Consider the following 14,385-nt stretch of genomic DNA (forward strand, 5'->3'; position numbering starts at 1 on the left):
CAAGCCTTCGTGCGTGGCCGGTACCCGTTCCGGTTACCGGGTCTTCTCCTTGGGCGGCTTCGGGGACAGAAGGATGAGGCCCAGCAGCAACAGCAGCCCGGCGGCTTCGGGGCGGTACGTGGGCGCGTCGCTGACGACGGCCTCGTCCTCCACCATCAGGGCGCCGAGGGTGTCGAGTTCGGCCCGGGTCGCGCGCGACGCCGGGGCTTTTCCGGTCAGGTACTGAGCAAGCATCAGAAGTGCCTCCTCATAGGATCGTCATCGCCTGGTCCGGCGATGCCCCCGGACCGACCTTATGAGCGCCCACCGATACCTGCATCCGCAGTGCGCTGATCGGTTACCTTTCCGGTCTGTTGGGCCCGCCGGGGTGGGGTCGGTACGGTCGGGGATATGACCACTGCCTTGATCACCGGCGCGACCGCCGGCATCGGAGCCGCGTTCGCCCGCCGGCTCGCCCGGAGCGGCTATCAACTCGTCCTGGTGGCCCGGGACACCGGGCGGCTGGAACGTTCCGCCGCAGACCTGCACGCGAAGTACGGCGTCGAGACGGAGGTGCTCACCGCCGATCTCGCCACCGACGAGGGCATCGCGGCCGTCGAGGCCCGGCTGGCCGATGCCGCCCGCCCGGTGGACCTGCTGGTGAACAACGCCGGCTTCGGCAACAAGGGCGCGTTCCTGACCGTCCCGCTCCAGGACGAACTGGACATGCTGAAGGTGCACATCGAGGCGATCCTGCGGCTGACCACGGCGGCCCTGCCGGGCATGCGCGAGCGGCGGCGCGGGGCGATCGTCAACGTCGCCTCGGTCGCGGCCTTCCTGCCGCGCGGCACGTACGGTGCCAGCAAGGCGTGGGTGGTGAGCTTCACCCAGGGGGTACTGCGCGATGTCGGCGGGACGGGAGTGCGGCTGATGGCGCTCTGCCCGGGCTTCACCCGGACCGAGTTCCACCAGCGGGCGGGCATGGGGACGGGCAACATCCCGTCCTGGGGCTGGCTGTCCGCTGAACGGGTGGTGGACGAGGCCATGCGGGACCTGGCCCGCGGCCGTTCGCTGTCCATCCCGGGCAAGCGCTACAAGGTCGCGATCGCGGCCGCCCGGCTGCTGCCGTCCGGCGCGCTCGGCGGGCTCTCCTCCAAGGCGGCGCGCACCTACGGACCCAACTAGGGCTTGCCCGACGGCCGGGGGCCGGTCGGGCGGCGGTCGGGGAGCGCGGGAATAGAGTGAGCCTCATTATTAGCTTTGCTAACTATGAGCTATTCTCGCTGTGCTGGTGGCCGCCCGACCGCCATGCCCGCCGCGCGCCCGCGCGTCCGACCCCGGGAGGTCCGCCCTTGAGGCCCGAAGGCATCCGATGGACCCCACCCGAGCGCGCCGAGGGCGAGCCCCGCCCGCCGTCCCAGTGGCGCCGGATCCTCGCGCTCTTCCGCCCGTACCGCGGCCGGCTCGCCGTGGTCGGCCTGCTGGTGGCGGCCTCCGCGGTGGTCTCGGTGGTGTCGCCGTTCCTGCTGAAGGCCGTCCTCGACACGGCCATCCCCGAGGGCCGCACCGGGCTGCTCAGCCTGCTCGTGCTCGGGATGATCGCCACCGCCGTGGTGAACAGCGTCTTCAACGTGCTGCAGACGCTGATCTCCACCACCGTCGGCCAGCGCGTCATGCACGACCTGCGCACCGCGGTCTACAGCCACCTCCAGCGGATGTCGCTGGCGTTCTTCACCCGGACCCGCACCGGTGAGGTGCAGTCCAGGATCGCCAACGACATCGGCGGCATGCAGTCCACGGTGACCTCCACCGCCACCTCGCTGGTCTCCAACTTCACCAGCGTGATCGCCTCGGTGGTCGCCATGGTGGCGCTGGACTGGCGGCTGACCGTGGTCTCCCTGCTGCTCCTGCCGCTCTTCGTGTGGATCAGCCGCCGGGTGGGCAACGAGCGCAAGAAGATCACCACCGAGCGGCAGAAGCAGCTCGCCGCGATGAGCTCGGCGGTGCAGGAGTCGCTCTCGGTCAGCGGCATCCTGCTCGGCCGCACCATGGGCCGCTCCCACTCGCTCTCCCGGGAGTTCACCGAGCAGTCCGACCAGCTGGCCGAGCTGGAGGTGCGCGCCAGCATGGCCGGGCGCTGGCGGATGAACACCATCCAGATCGTGATGGCCGCGATGCCCGCGGTGATCTACTGGGCGGCCGGCCTGGCCGCGGCCGGCGGTTCGCCGATCGTCTCGGTCGGCACCCTGGTCGCCTTCGTCTCGCTCCAGCAGGGCCTCTTCCGGCCGACCGTCAGCCTGCTCTCGACCGGTGTGGAGGTGCAGACCTCGCTGGCGCTGTTCCACCGGATCTTCGAGTACCTCGACCTGCCGGTGGAGATCGCCGAGCCCGAGCGGCCGGTCGGCCTGGAGAAGATCCGGGGCGAGGTCCGCTTCGAGGGGGTGGAGTTCCGCTACGACCCGGAGCAGGAACGGCCCACCCTGTCCGGCGTCGAGCTCAAGGTCCCGGCCGGCGGCTCACTCGCCGTGGTCGGCGAGACCGGCTCCGGCAAGACCACGCTCAGCTACCTCGTCCCCCGGCTGTACGACGTGACCGGCGGCCGGGTCACCATCGACGGCGTGGACGTGCGCGAGCTGTCCTTCGAGACGCTGTCCCGGGCGGTCGGCGTGGTCTCCCAGGAGACCTACCTCTTCCATGCCTCGGTCGCCGACAACCTGCGCTTCGCCAAGCCGGACGCCACCGACGCCGAACTGGTCGCCGCCGCCGAGGCCGCGCAGATCCACACGACCGTCGCCGGACTGCCGAACGGCTACGACACCCTGGTCGGCGAGCGCGGCTACCGCTTCTCGGGCGGGGAGAAGCAGCGCCTCGCCCTCGCCCGGACCATCCTGCGCAACCCGCCGGTGCTGATCCTGGACGAGGCCACCAGCGCGCTGGACAACCGCACCGAACGTGCCGTCCAGCAGGCCATCGACACCCTGGCGGCGGGCCGGACCACCATCACCATCGCCCACCGGCTCTCCACCGTCCGGGCGGCCGACCAGATCGTCGTCCTGGACCGGGGTGAGATCGCCGAGCTGGGCAGGCATGACGAACTGGTCGAGGCGGACGGCCGGTACGCGGCGCTGCTGCGGCGCGAGGCGCCGACGGCCGTGCTGGACCGGGCCTGACGGGCGCGCGTTCCGGCCGCGCGTACCGCAGGGCCGGGTACCGCCCGGGGGTCAGGCGGCCTTGGGGACCTCGTTGTAGCTCTCCACGACCTCCTGGCCGGAGAGCTGCTGGATCGCCCGCATCACCTCGTCGGTGACCTGCCGCCGGGCCTTCAGCGAGCGGGCCTGCCCGTGCAGTTCGTCGAAGTGCAGCGGTTCGCCGAAGCGGACCGTCACCTTGCGGACGCGCGGCACGCGCTTGCCGATCGGCAGGATCTGCTCCGGGCCCTCCAGCGCCACCGGCACCACCGGGACACCGGCGGTGAGGGCCAGCCAGGCCACGCCGGTCTTGCCCCGGTACAGCCGGCCGTCGAGCGAGCGGGTGCCCTCGGGGTAGATGCCGAACGCCTTGCCGTCCTCCAGGATCTCCAGCGCCGACTCCAGCGAGGCCTGGGCGGAACGGTAGGTGCCGCGCTCGACCGGCACCGCGCCGATCGACTCGAAGAAGCCCTTGGACAGCGCGCCCTTCAGCCCGGTGCCGGTGAAGTACTCGGCCTTGGCCAGGAAGTGCACCCGGCGCGGCGCGGTCAGCGGGATCACCACGCTGTCGATGAAGGAGAGGTGATTGCTGGCCAGGATCACGCCGCCCTTGCGCGGTACGTTCTCCAGACCTTCGATGTTCGGCCGCCAGATCCCCCGGGAGAGCGGTTTCAGCACCAGCTTGGTGACGAGATTGAGCATGGTCCCTCCCTGGACGAGCATGCCCGGGAGGCGCCCGGGCCTGAACATACGACAATCGGTGATCGGTTCCCGGCCGGGCCGAGATCAGAACCGCAGACTACGACACCCACCCCCGAGCCCGTCCACTCCCGCCGGCCGTGGCGCTCGCCACGGCCGGGTAGGGTACGGCCGTCGGAAACGCACATCAGCAGTTCATAGGAGGGGCAACTCATGGCAGACGTCGACACGATCCGCGCGGCCTTCGACAAGTACGACGTGAACGGCGACGGCCGGATCACCGCCGCCGAGTACGCCAGGGTCGCGCGCGAGCTCGGCGACCTGACCACGTCGATCTCGGTGGCCGAGGCCGTCATCAAGCAGATGGACACCAACCACGACGGCGAGCTGACCTTCGACGAGTTCCTGGCCGCGCGTCAGGGCTGAGTCCGGTCGCAGCCTGCGGGGCCCGCCGTGCGCGGGCCCCGCAGCCGTGTTCCCGGCCCTCCGGTCTCAGCCCCCGGCTGCCGCCCCCTGGGCTGCCGGCCTCAGCTCTCGGTCGGGAACACCCGGCGGACCACCCGCTCCGCCGCCCCGCCGTCGTCCCACGGGCAGAACCGCTCCCGGAACCTCGCCCGCGCGGCCGGCTCCGGGTCGCCCGCCAGCAGCGCCGCCGCCAGCCCGTCGGCGTCCACCGTCACCGCGCCGGGCGGCTCCGCGAACAGGTCGAAGTAGACCCCGCGCACCCGCCGGTACTCGTCCCAGTCCGGCGCGAAGATCACGATCGGCCGGTCCAGCACGGCGTAGTCGAACATCATCGACGAGTAGTCCGTGACCAGGACGTCCGCCGCCAGGTACAGGTCCTCCACGGTCGGGTGCGCGGAGACGTCCACGATCTCCGCCGCGCCCTCGCCCGCCGCCAGGTCGCCCGGGCCGCCGGTGTGGAAGTAGTGGGTCCGCACCAGCAGGGTGAAGCCGGGCCCGAGCCGCCTGGCCAGCTCGCGCACGTCCAGCAGCGGTACGTACCCGCCGCGGCCCTCACGGTGGGTCGGCGCGTACAGCACCGCCGTCCGGTCCGGGGCCAGCCCGAACCGTTCGCGCATCGCGGCCACCTCGGCCGGCGTGGTGTTCGCCAGCCGGTCGTTGCGCGGGTAACCGGTGTCCAGCATCTCGTAGCGGCCGGGGAAGGCCCGGGCGAAGTGCTCGCTGGTGTGCGGGTTCGAGGAGACCAGGAAGTCCCAGCGGTCGACCGCCTCCTGCAGCCGGTCGAAGTCCATCCCGTCCGCGGCGGCCGGGTGGTCCCTGAGGTCCATGCCCATCGCCTTCAGCGGCGTGCCGTGCTGGGTCTGCACATGCACCGTGCCCGGCCGCTTGACCATCGTGCGCGGGAAGTTGACGTTGTTGACGAAGTACTTGGCGGTCGCCATCGCCTTCAGATAGGCGGGCGTGTTGACGATCACGTACGGCACCCCGGCCGGCAGGGTGGCCGCCTGGGCGCGGTTCTCCACCACCCAGACACCCCGGACGCCGGGCACCAGTTCCTTCGCCTTCTCGTAGATCGCGGCCGGGCTGCACGCGTAACCCCGGTGCCAGTAGGCCGCGTAGACCGCCAGGTGCTCGTCCAGCGGCAGCCGGCGGAACGCGTTGTACGCGGTGAAACGGGCGCTGCTGCGCACCCCGCGCTTCACCGCCGGGGCCACCGCCCGTGCCCCGCGCTTGAGTTCGCGCGGCAGCCGGCCGGTACGGCGCAGCTCCGCGTACGCGATCCGCGATCCGCGCGCCGCCAGCCGGTACTGCACGCCGCGCAGGCCGCCGGGGAAGCGGTAGCCGGCCGGCCGGTGGCGGCCGAAGTGCTCGGAGATCCGGCGGAAGAAGTCCTTGCGCAGCTCGGGCGGGACCAGCCCCGGGGTGTCGTAGACGGTCAGCGCCTGCTGGACGGTCCGCTCGAAGACCAGGGTGCGCAGGGTGTCGGGGACGGGTCGGCCCGGGCGGTCCGGACGGTCGAGGAAGCCGAAGATCGCGTCGTACTGGGCGAAGGCGTCGGCGTGCTTGGGGGAGGCGGTGCTGGTGATCGCGCCGGCCCGGCCGCGCCGGTAGAAGTAGCAGGGGCGGTCGAGGTGGCGCAGCCGTTCGGCGGCCAGCAGCGCCGGGTAGGTGACCGAGATGTCCTCGTAGAACCCGCGCCCGAAGGAGACGCCGAGGCCGGTCAGGAACTCGCGGCGGAACACCTTGTTCCAGACCGACATCACGGTCCGGAACAGCGCCGGGTGCTCGGCCAGCGTGCAGCCCTCGACCAGCGGGGAGCCGGCCAGCACGTGCCGCCAGGGGTTGGGCTCGGTGCCGCCGTCGGGGTAGACGTGGGTGAAGCCGGTGAGCAGGACGTCGGCCGGGGTCTCGCGCCGGTGCTCCTGCTCCAGTTCGTCGAGGACCGCCCCGACGGTGCCCTCGGGGAGCCAGTCGTCGCTGTCGACGAACCAGACGTACTCGCCGCGCACCTCGGGGAGGGCGGCGGTACGGGCGCCGCCGAGGCCCTGGTTCTCGGTGAGGTGCAGGACGCGCAGCCGGGGGTCGCGGGCCGCGTACTCGTCCAGGATCGCGCCGCAGCGGTCGGGGGAGAGGTCGTCGACCGCGATCACTTCGAAGCGGGGCCCGCCGGCCGCGCCGGACCTCTCGGCCGGGCCTGGTTCGAGGATCGAGTCGAGGCAGCGGGGCAGGAAGCGCTCCACTCCGTGGACCGGGAGCACGATGCTGAGGAGGACTGGCACGCTGGCCGAGTCTACCGAGCCGGACCAGCGGCGGAGCCGCCCGGGTGCGACCGCCCGGCCGGTACGGGCGGAGGCCGGAACCGCCGGTGCCGGACCCTGTGCGGGACGGCACCGGCAGTCTGGTGGTGGCCCGGCCGACCCTCTACGGCCGAGCCGCCGGTCCGGACCCCTTCCGAGCCTGGCCGCCGCAGCGTCGAGGCGGCCTGGCAGTGGCTCGGAGGAGCCGGAAATCTTCATCAGTCGAACACATGACTGGACACTCTCCCCTAAAGGGGCGTCGATAGAGATATTGCTTGGAGGGTCCGTTGGAGTCAATCCCTCGTATGTGTTCACTTCCTGAAGTGATTTTCCCGGAGTGGCTGCGCGGAGAGGCGTCACCTTCTCTCGTCGTCTCTCCGGTCACCCGGCTCCTGGCGGTGCCCCCGTGCGCCCGGCGCGTGCCTCCCGGCCGGGCGCAGCGCCGGTGCGCCCGGGGCCCCGGGCGCACCGGCCGGTCGTGCACCATCATCGATGCCTAGTCGTGACCGGCCCGGCGGCCCCTGGTGCAGCGTCAGTTGACGCCGCACGATACGGTGGCAGAACACCAGGACGGTTGCGCGAAGACCGTCTGTCACGGATAGTCTTCGCCTCACGGCCCTGGCGCCTCGTAGGGGTGGGAATACTGATGGAACAGATGCAAGTGCGGACTCGGCCCCGAGTGCCGGCGATCCAGTGCGGTGTCGGCGCGACCGGCCGCCGGATCGACCGCCACCTGGCTGTGCTCGGCGCGCCCGCACTCCCGGCGGTGGAGACCGCCGAGGCGGTCGGGTTGATAAGGGAACTGACGCCCCGCGGCGCCAGTGCCCCGACCGCCCGTCGCCGTCACGCGCGGGTGTCGCTGCTGACGCCGCTGCGCCGACTGCGCCGGAGCCTCTTCGGCGGGCGAGGCTAGGGCCCTCACGGCTCGCTGTCGCGCCGCTCGGCACGCGACCCGACGGACCTCCGGGACCGTCGGGTCTTCGGCGTGTCCGGATGTCTCCTTCGCGGGGCGCGGTGCCGGGTTGTTCCGGGGTTCCTGGAGGCTCCCGGGGGGCTGCTTCGGGCCGCCCGCGCGAGCCCGGTTCTCCGGGCGGAAAGGTCTGAACCTCTCAGCGTACGACACCTTGCCCACCTGGCACGGAGAGTCGGCGAGGCAGGTCATCGCACCCCCGGGCGTGGGCCAGGATGGCGTCATGGCGGACAACATCCACTCCACCCCCCTGCAATTCCCTTCCTCCTACTCCAGCACCTTTCACTCCACGACCTTCGAGATCACCACCGGCAGCCACGAGGTGGCGCTCGACATCACCGACCGCTGCGCGGAGTTCCTCAACGAGCAGGCGACCGGGCGCGACGGTCTGCTCAATGTCTTTGTACCGCACGCCACAGCGGGCATCGCCGTTCTGGAAACCGGTTCGGGCAGCGACGACGACTTCCTCGCCACCCTGCGCGAGCTGCTGCCCCCCGACGACCGCTGGCGCCACCGCCACGGCAGCCCCGGCCACGGCCGCGACCACGTGGTGCCCGGCCTGGTCGCCCCGCACGCCACCCTGCCGGTCATCGGCGGTCAACTGGCGCTCGGCATCTGGCAGTCCGTGGTCCTGATCGACACCAATGGCGACAACCCGCACCGGACGGTCCGGCTGTCCTTCCTGGGCTGACGCGCCACCGTTCGGCCGACGGGCTACCGCTGGATCGCGGTGTCCGGGGCGTCGGTGTTCCGGGCCCCGGTGTCCGAGAGAGCTGTAGTGCCGGACGGGCCTGCGGTGCCCGACGTGGCCGGGGCGCCGGCCGGGGCGGTCGTGGCGGCAGTGCCGTCCGCGGCCGCCCCGGCGACCGCCGCGAGATAGCGCTCGATCGCCAGGTACTGGCAGAGCACCGCCACCGGGCGGCCCAGCCGCGCGTACCAGGCGGCGAGCCGGGAGAAGGCCGTGACCTCGAACCACACCTCGCCCGCCGCGTCCATGCTCACCAGGAACGCCTCCTCGCCGCACTCCGGGTGTCCCGGCAGCGTCCCGTACGCGAAGCCGATCCGGTCCGGCGCGGCCACCGTCCACACCACCCGGCAGGGGATCACCAGGTGCGGGCGCCGCAGCCCGGGCAGGCTCAGCCGCAGCAGCACGGTGGCGCCCTGCTCGGCGGGGGCGTACGGGTGGACGGCGAACCCGCTGCCCAGCTGGCTGCCCCAGCCGAGGACGTACCGTCCGGCCCGCTCCAGCACCTCCGGCCCGTGCCCGAGGTGGATCCGCCGCCGCAGCTGCGCGTACCCCGCGGGCAGTCGGGCGTCCCGGGTGGCACCCACCTCCGGGTAGTCGGGCGAGGCGGCGCGGGCGGCTTCAAGGCGCCGGTGGAGAGCGGTCGGCATGGGCCCCACCGTAGCGGGCGCGTTCGGCGGGTGAGGCGGTCGGGCCCGGGTGGCGGGCCGCTGGGCCGAGCCCCGCCACCCGGGCCCGGACGACCTTGCGGGCAGGCGGGGGAGCGGAGTAGGAAGGCGGCATGAGCGAAGCGGTGGACACGGCGGGCGTGCTGAACGAGGACGACGGGCCGGTCTGTGCCCTGGTTCCCACCGGGGCGGAGGCGGCGCTGACGCGTGCCCCGGAGTCGGCCGGTCCGCGCGCGGACTGCGTGCTGTGCGGGGAGCCGACCGAACTGCCCGCCGACCACCCCGGCAGCACGCTCTGCCCCGTCTGCGCCTGGCAGCAGGCCCAGCGGATCGCCTGCACCGGCTGACGGACGCCCCGTGGTCCCATGGCCGCCTGTCCGTTACACCCGATGAGGTGCACCGGGCTGGCTCAGCCGTCGGTGTCGGGGAGCGGGCCGACCCTGGTCACGGCTCCGGTCCACCAGCCCGGTTGATCGGTGGCCGCCCAGTCGACGTCCAGCTCCCGGCAGGTGAGCTCCGCGGCCTTGAGCCGCATGGCGGCCTGAGCGGTCTCCGGCTCGCAGGAGACCGCAGGCCGATCGAGAGCGCCGTCGGCGATGCCCCGGGGGTTCTCGAAGTACACGGCGTAGCGCCAGCGGTCAGGGGTGCGGTACAGGACGAGCGTCCTCGGCGTCCCGAAAGTACGCCAGTACGGCTTTCGTGCGTTTCCCATGCCCGCACGGTATCGGTGCGGGTGCGGACTGCCCGCACCCCGGGCGGCCGGCCCGGAGATCACGCGGCCCGGCCGGCTCGGCGTCGCCCGCCCCTCAGGCGTCCTCCCGGCCGGCCAGGGCGAGGGTGGAGCCGTGACGGCCCTTGCGGACCAGCAGCTGGGCCGGGATCCGGCTGCGCAGGTCGGCCACGTGGCTGACGATGCCGACCGCGCGATCCCGCTCCCGCAGCCCGTCGAGGACGTCCATCACCTCCTCCAGCGCCTGCTCGTCCAGCGTTCCGAAGCCCTCGTCGATGAAGAGGGTGTCCAGCGGCATCCCGCCGGCCTCGTCGGTGACCACGTCCGCGAGGCCGAGGGCCAGGGCGAGCGAGGCGAAGAAGCTCTCGCCGCCGGAGAGCGTCGCGGTGTCCCGTTCGGTGCCGGTCCAGGCGTCGACCACACGCAGCGCCAGGCCCGAGCGCTTGTTGCCGGTGCCCCGGTCGTCGCTGTGGACGAGGGTGTAGCGGCCGCCCGACATCCGCACCAGGCGATCACTCGCCGCCGCCGCGACCTGCTCCAGCCGGGCCGCCAGGACGTACGACTCCAGGCGCATCCGCAGCCGGTTCTCGGTGGAGGTGCCGGCCGCCAGCGCGGCGAGCCGGTTGATCCGGCCGTAACGGACCAGGGCCGGGGCCAGCGAAGCGGCCAGCTCAGCCAGCCGCCGCCCGATCGCGGCCAGCGCCTCGCAGCGCTCGCGCGCCGCGGCCTGGGCGGCGTGCGCCCGGCGCAGCCGGTCGACGGCCTCCTGGAGCCGGGCCCGCGCGCCCGGCACGTCCGCCGGAGGGCGGGCCGCCGCCTCGACCAGCTCGGGCAGCGCGAGCTGCCGCTCCACCGCCGCCAGCTCGGCACGGTGCCGCTCCAGCCGGGCCTCCAGCCGCTCGCGCTCCTCCCGTCGCAGCAGGACGGCGGTGGCCTCCTCCGCGCTCGGGAACCCGGCCGCCACCGCGGCCCTGGCCAGCTCGTCGTCGGCGTTCTTCAGCCGGAGCGCCGCCTCCGTACCGGCCCGCGCGGCCGCGGCCAGCGCCGCCACGCCCCCGGTGAGCCGGGTGAGCGCCGCCGCCCGGTCGGCCACCGAGGGCGCGTCGCCCCGGGCGGCGGCCACCCGTTCGGCCAGGTCCGTCCGCTCGGTGCGGAGCGCCTGGATCCGGGCCGTGAGCGCGGCGCTGCGCTCACCGGCCTCGCGCAGTGCGGCGAGCCGGACGGTCTGCTCCCGCGTCAGCCGCTCGACCCGCTGGGTGACCGGGCCCAGCCCCTCCGCCACCCGCAGCGCCTCGCGGTGCTCCCGCTCCAGCGCGGTGAGCGCCTCCGCCAGCGTCTCCGTGCTCTCCGGCCCGGCCGCGCCGGCGGCGGTGGCCTCGCGGACCCGGAGCCCGGCCAGCTCCCGTTCGGCGGTGTCCGCCGCCTGCTCGGCCGCCGTCTGGGCCGCCCTGGCCCGCTCCTCGTCCTCCGCGCTGACCTGGCCGCCCGCGGGCCGGGCCGGCGCCGGGTGCTCCGGCGAGCCGCAGACCCGGCAGGACTCGCCGGGCCGCAGCTGTGCCGCCAGTTCGGCGGCCATGCCGCCGAGCCGGCGTTCACGCAGGTCCTGGCTGTGTTCGCGGGCGTCCAGCGCCCGGGCCCGCAGGGCCAGCGCCCGGGGCTCCGCGTCCCGGATCTCCGCGCGCAGTCCGTCCCGGCCGCGGGCGGCGGCCAGGCGGTCCGTCGCCTCGCCGCGCCGCGTGTCCACCTGCTCGACCCGTGCACCCGCGGCCCGGGCCGCCGACTGCTCCTCCTGCAACGTGGCGAGCCGGCCGTCGAAGCCGTCCAGCCACTCACCCGCCTCCTCGGCCAGCTCCTCGGCCCGCTGCCGGTCGGCGTCCAGCGCCCGCTCCTGGTGCCCGAGCTCGGCGCACCGCCGCTCGTCGGCCTGCGCCGCCTCCAGCCGGACCACCTCGGCCCGCAGCCGGAGCTCGGCCTGCGCCAGCTCCTCGGCCTCCGCATGGGCGAGCGCCGGGCCCGTGCCGGCCATGACGCGGGCCTCGTCCGGGCCGTAGGCCTTGTCCGGCCCGGCCGCCCCGTCGGGGACGCGCTCCCCGCCCGGGACGCGTGCCGTCTCCGGGATGCGCGCCAGCGCCGCGCGGTGGCGCCGCTCCTCGTCGCCCGCCACGCGGTAGGCCTCGGCGGCGGCCTCGCGCAGCCGTAGCACCGACTCCACGCCGACGGCCGCCTGCGCGGCGGCCAGCCTCCGCCGGTCGCGCCCCAGCGCCGCCTCGCCCTCGGCGAGCCGGGCGGCCTGGAGCGCCGCCTCCTGGTGGCGCCGCTGCCGGCCGGCCAGCTCCTCGGCGGCCTCCCGCGCCAGCTGCGCCTCCCGGTGACCGGCCTCGGCCCCGGCCAGCGCGGCATCGGCGACCGCGAGCTGTTCGGCGGCGCCGCTGCGTAGCATGGCGGCCCAGCCGAGCACCCCGCCGGCGAGATCGGTGCCGGACCGCGTGGGCTCGTCCTCGGCGGGTACCCAGCCCTCGGCGGGCTCGGCCGCCGGGCCGGCCGCCTGTTCGGCCTTGCTGGCCAAGTCCCGAAGGCTCCGCCGCCCGGACTGGACGGCGGCCTCCTGGGCCCTGCGCTGTTCGGCCAGCCAGGACTCGACCTGCCCGAACCGCTCGGTGTCGAACAGCCGGCTCAGCAGCTTGCCCCGCTCCACGGCGTCCGCGCGCAGGAAGCGTGCGAAGTCGCCCTGCGGCAGCAGCACCACCTGGCAGAACTGCTCCCGGCTCATCCCGATCAGCCGGTGGATCTCCTCGCCGGCCTCCTGGTGCGATTTGCTGACCGCCTGCCAGCCGGGTGCGCCCCCGCCCGCGTCGGCCGTCCACTCGCGCAGCAGGGTCTGGGCCCGCTCGACCGTCGTCCCCGTGCCGACCTTCTTCGGCCGTCGCTGCTCAGGGAGCCGGGTGATCTCCAGCCGCCGCCCGCCGAGCGTCAGCTCCAGCCTGACCTCGGTCAGCCGCCGCGGGTCGGCGTGGTCGCTGCGCAGCCGGCTGGCCCGGCGGGCGCCGGGCACCTCGCCGTAGAGGGCGAAGCAGACCGCGTCCAGCACGCTGCTCTTGCCCGCGCCGGTGGCACCGCGCAGCAGGAAGAGCCCGCCGGCGGAGAGGGCGTCGAAGTCGACCGTCTCGGCGCCGGCGAACGGGCCGAAGGCGGTGACGGTCAGCCTGTGCAGTCTCATCGGGGCAGCTCCGCCTTCCGGTCGGTGGTCTCCCGGACGCTCTCGAAGCCCTCGCGCAGCCAGCCCAGCTCGTCCCCGTCCGGTTCGGAGCCCGGGCGGACGTGGCGGAGGAAGCCCTCGGCGATCTCCAGATCCGCGCGCCCGCTCACCCGGGCCGCGTACGACTGCGAGGGCGCCGCCTCGGCCTCCTCGGGGTCGAAGAGCAGTTGCAGGGTGTGCGGGAAGCGCCGGCGCAGCTTCTCCATCGGCTCGGCGGGGCGGCCCGGGTCGGTCAGGGTCGCCTGTACCCAGGACTGCTCGAACGGCGCGTACCTCTCGTCGGACAGCAGCTCGTCGAGCCTTCCGCGCAGGCAGGCCAGCGGGCGCGGCCGCGGGCAGTCGATCCGCTCGGCGGCCACCGAACCGTCCGCGGCGAGGTCGACCAGCCACATCGTCTTGCGCTGGGCGGCCTCGGAGAAGGAGTAGGCGAGCGGGGATCCGCTGTAGCGCAGGTGCGGGGCGAGGGTCTGGCAGCCGTGCAGGTGGCCGAGCGCGGCGTAGTGCACACCGTCGAAGACCGAGGCGGGCACGGAGGCGACGCCGCCCACCGCGATGTCCCGCTCGCTGTCGCTGGGCGCGCCGCCGGTGACGAAGGCGTGCGCCAGCACCACCGCCCTGGTACCGGCCGGGCGGGCCGCCAGGTCGGCTCTGACCTGGTCCATCGCCGCGCCGAGCACCGCCGCGTGGCCGCCGCGCTCCAGCCCGAAGCGCTCCCGGACCAGCGTCGGCTCCAGGTACGGCAGCCCGTAGACGGCGACCGGCCCGTGCGCGTCCGCCAGCAGCACGGGCACCGCGCACTCGCCGGGGTCGGTGCGCAGATGGACGCCCGCCCGGCCGATCAGCCCGGCGCCCACCCCCAGGCGGCGGGCCGAGTCGTGGTTGCCGCTGATGAACACCGTCGGCACGCCGAGCCCGGCCAGCCGGTGCAGCACGTCGTCGAACATGGCGACCGCCTCCAGGCCCGGCAGCGCACGGTCGTACACGTCGCCGGCGACCAGCACGGCGTCCACGCGCTCGGCCCGGACCACCGCCACGAGGTGGTCCAGGAAGGCGCGCTGGGCGTCGTGCAGGCTCTCCCGGTGGAACGAACGCCCGAGATGCCAGTCGGAGGTATGCAGCAGTCGCATGGTCCCCGACCCTAACGTCCGTCACCGACAACGCGGCCCGGAACTGGGATCCCGCTCGTTCCACCGGCCTGCCGGGAATCGCTCTGGGTGGATTGTCGGTGACGGTGTGTAGGTTCTCGATCGTCGGTCGCCCGCGGGATTCCGGGGCGGCCGTGAGAGATGCGAGAAGAGAGAGGGAAGCCATGTCCGTTCGGTCCCGGTACATCGAGTTCTCCGGTCCGGTCGGCCCTGCCGGTTCCGACCGGTACCGGGCGGCGGTGC

The 14,385-nt window shown here is 73.9% G+C and carries 13 protein-coding genes; 6 read left to right on the top strand and 7 right to left on the bottom strand.

Annotated elements, in window-relative coordinates; genetic code table 11:
• Positions 1 to 33 precede the first annotated feature (33 nt).
• Positions 34 to 234 (bottom strand): hypothetical protein, encoded by a 201-nt coding sequence (locus ACIQIB_RS03275; protein ID WP_363608511.1) that lies wholly within the window; start codon positions 232 to 234, stop codon positions 34 to 36.
• Between the two features lie 156 nt (positions 235 to 390).
• Here ACIQIB_RS03275 and ACIQIB_RS03280 point away from each other — a divergent pair, with 156 nt between their 5' ends.
• Positions 391 to 1,164 carry an SDR family oxidoreductase gene (locus tag ACIQIB_RS03280; RefSeq protein WP_363608509.1) on the top strand — a complete coding sequence of 258 codons (774 nt, stop codon included), beginning with the start codon at positions 391 to 393 and terminating at the stop codon, positions 1,162 to 1,164.
• A gap of 167 nt (positions 1,165 to 1,331) precedes the next feature.
• The gene (locus ACIQIB_RS03285; protein WP_400756421.1) at positions 1,332 to 3,149 is read left to right on the top strand and encodes an ABC transporter ATP-binding protein; all 1,818 of its coding nucleotides are present in this window, start codon (positions 1,332 to 1,334) and stop codon (positions 3,147 to 3,149) included.
• Positions 3,150 to 3,200: 51 nt separating this feature from the next.
• Here the strand turns inward: ACIQIB_RS03285 and ACIQIB_RS03290 are convergent, their stop codons facing one another.
• Positions 3,201 to 3,869: a lysophospholipid acyltransferase family protein gene (locus ACIQIB_RS03290; RefSeq protein ID WP_363615259.1), complete on the bottom strand. Its 669-nt coding sequence runs from the start codon at positions 3,867 to 3,869 to the stop codon at positions 3,201 to 3,203.
• A gap of 210 nt (positions 3,870 to 4,079) precedes the next feature.
• Here ACIQIB_RS03290 and ACIQIB_RS03295 point away from each other — a divergent pair, with 210 nt between their 5' ends.
• On the top strand, positions 4,080 to 4,292 hold the full coding sequence (locus ACIQIB_RS03295) for an EF-hand domain-containing protein (RefSeq protein ID WP_363615257.1): 213 nt from the start codon (positions 4,080 to 4,082) through the stop codon (positions 4,290 to 4,292).
• Positions 4,293 to 4,393: 101 nt separating this feature from the next.
• On the opposite strand, the gene ACIQIB_RS03300 is transcribed toward ACIQIB_RS03295, so the two are convergent.
• A complete protein-coding gene (locus tag ACIQIB_RS03300; protein ID WP_400756423.1) occupies positions 4,394 to 6,610 on the bottom strand; it encodes a CDP-glycerol glycerophosphotransferase family protein in 2,217 nt (738 codons plus the stop codon).
• A gap of 664 nt (positions 6,611 to 7,274) precedes the next feature.
• Between ACIQIB_RS03300 and ACIQIB_RS03305 the strand changes: the two genes are divergently transcribed.
• Together ACIQIB_RS03305 and ACIQIB_RS03310 are read left to right on the top strand one after the other, a co-directional pair.
• On the top strand, positions 7,275 to 7,541 hold the full coding sequence (locus ACIQIB_RS03305) for a hypothetical protein (protein ID WP_363606336.1): 267 nt from the start codon (positions 7,275 to 7,277) through the stop codon (positions 7,539 to 7,541).
• 280 nt (positions 7,542 to 7,821) lie between these two features.
• Positions 7,822 to 8,289, top strand: coding sequence for a YjbQ family protein (locus ACIQIB_RS03310; protein WP_363606338.1), 468 nt, complete (start codon positions 7,822 to 7,824; stop codon positions 8,287 to 8,289).
• Positions 8,290 to 8,312: 23 nt separating this feature from the next.
• Here the strand turns inward: ACIQIB_RS03310 and ACIQIB_RS03315 are convergent, their stop codons facing one another.
• Entirely contained in the window at positions 8,313 to 8,993 is a 681-nt protein-coding gene (locus tag ACIQIB_RS03315) for a DUF1990 family protein (RefSeq protein ID WP_400756425.1), read from the bottom strand.
• A gap of 131 nt (positions 8,994 to 9,124) precedes the next feature.
• Between ACIQIB_RS03315 and ACIQIB_RS03320 the strand changes: the two genes are divergently transcribed.
• On the top strand, positions 9,125 to 9,358 hold the full coding sequence (locus ACIQIB_RS03320) for a hypothetical protein (RefSeq protein ID WP_400649592.1): 234 nt from the start codon (positions 9,125 to 9,127) through the stop codon (positions 9,356 to 9,358).
• 62 nt (positions 9,359 to 9,420) lie between these two features.
• Here the strand turns inward: ACIQIB_RS03320 and ACIQIB_RS03325 are convergent, their stop codons facing one another.
• The 3 genes from ACIQIB_RS03325 to ACIQIB_RS03335 form a co-directional block, all read right to left on the bottom strand.
• On the bottom strand, positions 9,421 to 9,723 hold the full coding sequence (locus ACIQIB_RS03325; RefSeq protein ID WP_363606342.1) for a hypothetical protein: 303 nt from the start codon (positions 9,721 to 9,723) through the stop codon (positions 9,421 to 9,423).
• Positions 9,724 to 9,817: 94 nt separating this feature from the next.
• Complete coding sequence (locus ACIQIB_RS03330) at positions 9,818 to 12,958, bottom strand: AAA family ATPase (protein ID WP_400756427.1); 3,141 nt, start codon at positions 12,956 to 12,958, stop codon at positions 9,818 to 9,820.
• Positions 12,955 to 14,124 carry an exonuclease SbcCD subunit D gene (locus ACIQIB_RS03335; protein WP_400756429.1) on the bottom strand — a complete coding sequence of 390 codons (1,170 nt, stop codon included), beginning with the start codon at positions 14,122 to 14,124 and terminating at the stop codon, positions 12,955 to 12,957. The genes ACIQIB_RS03330 and ACIQIB_RS03335 overlap by 4 nt, the downstream gene beginning before the upstream one ends.
• Between the last annotated feature and the right edge of the window lie 261 nt (positions 14,125 to 14,385).

Source organism: Kitasatospora sp. NPDC092286, assembly GCF_044755565.1.
In the GTDB taxonomy this organism is placed as follows: Bacteria; Actinomycetota; Actinomycetes; order Streptomycetales; family Streptomycetaceae; genus Kitasatospora.

Coding starts and splice junctions, on each gene's coding strand:
- ACIQIB_RS03290 (WP_363615259.1), bottom strand. CDS start 3,869: ATGCTCAATCTCGTCACCAAGCTGGTGCTGAAACCGCTCTCCCGGGGG.
- ACIQIB_RS03335 (WP_400756429.1), bottom strand. CDS start 14,124: ATGCGACTGCTGCATACCTCCGACTGGCATCTCGGGCGTTCGTTCCAC.
- ACIQIB_RS03325 (WP_363606342.1), bottom strand. CDS start 9,723: ATGGGAAACGCACGAAAGCCGTACTGGCGTACTTTCGGGACGCCGAGG.
- ACIQIB_RS03310 (WP_363606338.1), top strand. CDS start 7,822: ATGGCGGACAACATCCACTCCACCCCCCTGCAATTCCCTTCCTCCTAC.
- ACIQIB_RS03275 (WP_363608511.1), bottom strand. CDS start 234: ATGCTTGCTCAGTACCTGACCGGAAAAGCCCCGGCGTCGCGCGCGACC.
- ACIQIB_RS03280 (WP_363608509.1), top strand. CDS start 391: ATGACCACTGCCTTGATCACCGGCGCGACCGCCGGCATCGGAGCCGCG.
- ACIQIB_RS03295 (WP_363615257.1), top strand. CDS start 4,080: ATGGCAGACGTCGACACGATCCGCGCGGCCTTCGACAAGTACGACGTG.
- ACIQIB_RS03320 (WP_400649592.1), top strand. CDS start 9,125: ATGAGCGAAGCGGTGGACACGGCGGGCGTGCTGAACGAGGACGACGGG.
- ACIQIB_RS03315 (WP_400756425.1), bottom strand. CDS start 8,993: ATGCCGACCGCTCTCCACCGGCGCCTTGAAGCCGCCCGCGCCGCCTCG.
- ACIQIB_RS03330 (WP_400756427.1), bottom strand. CDS start 12,958: ATGAGACTGCACAGGCTGACCGTCACCGCCTTCGGCCCGTTCGCCGGC.
- ACIQIB_RS03305 (WP_363606336.1), top strand. CDS start 7,275: ATGGAACAGATGCAAGTGCGGACTCGGCCCCGAGTGCCGGCGATCCAG.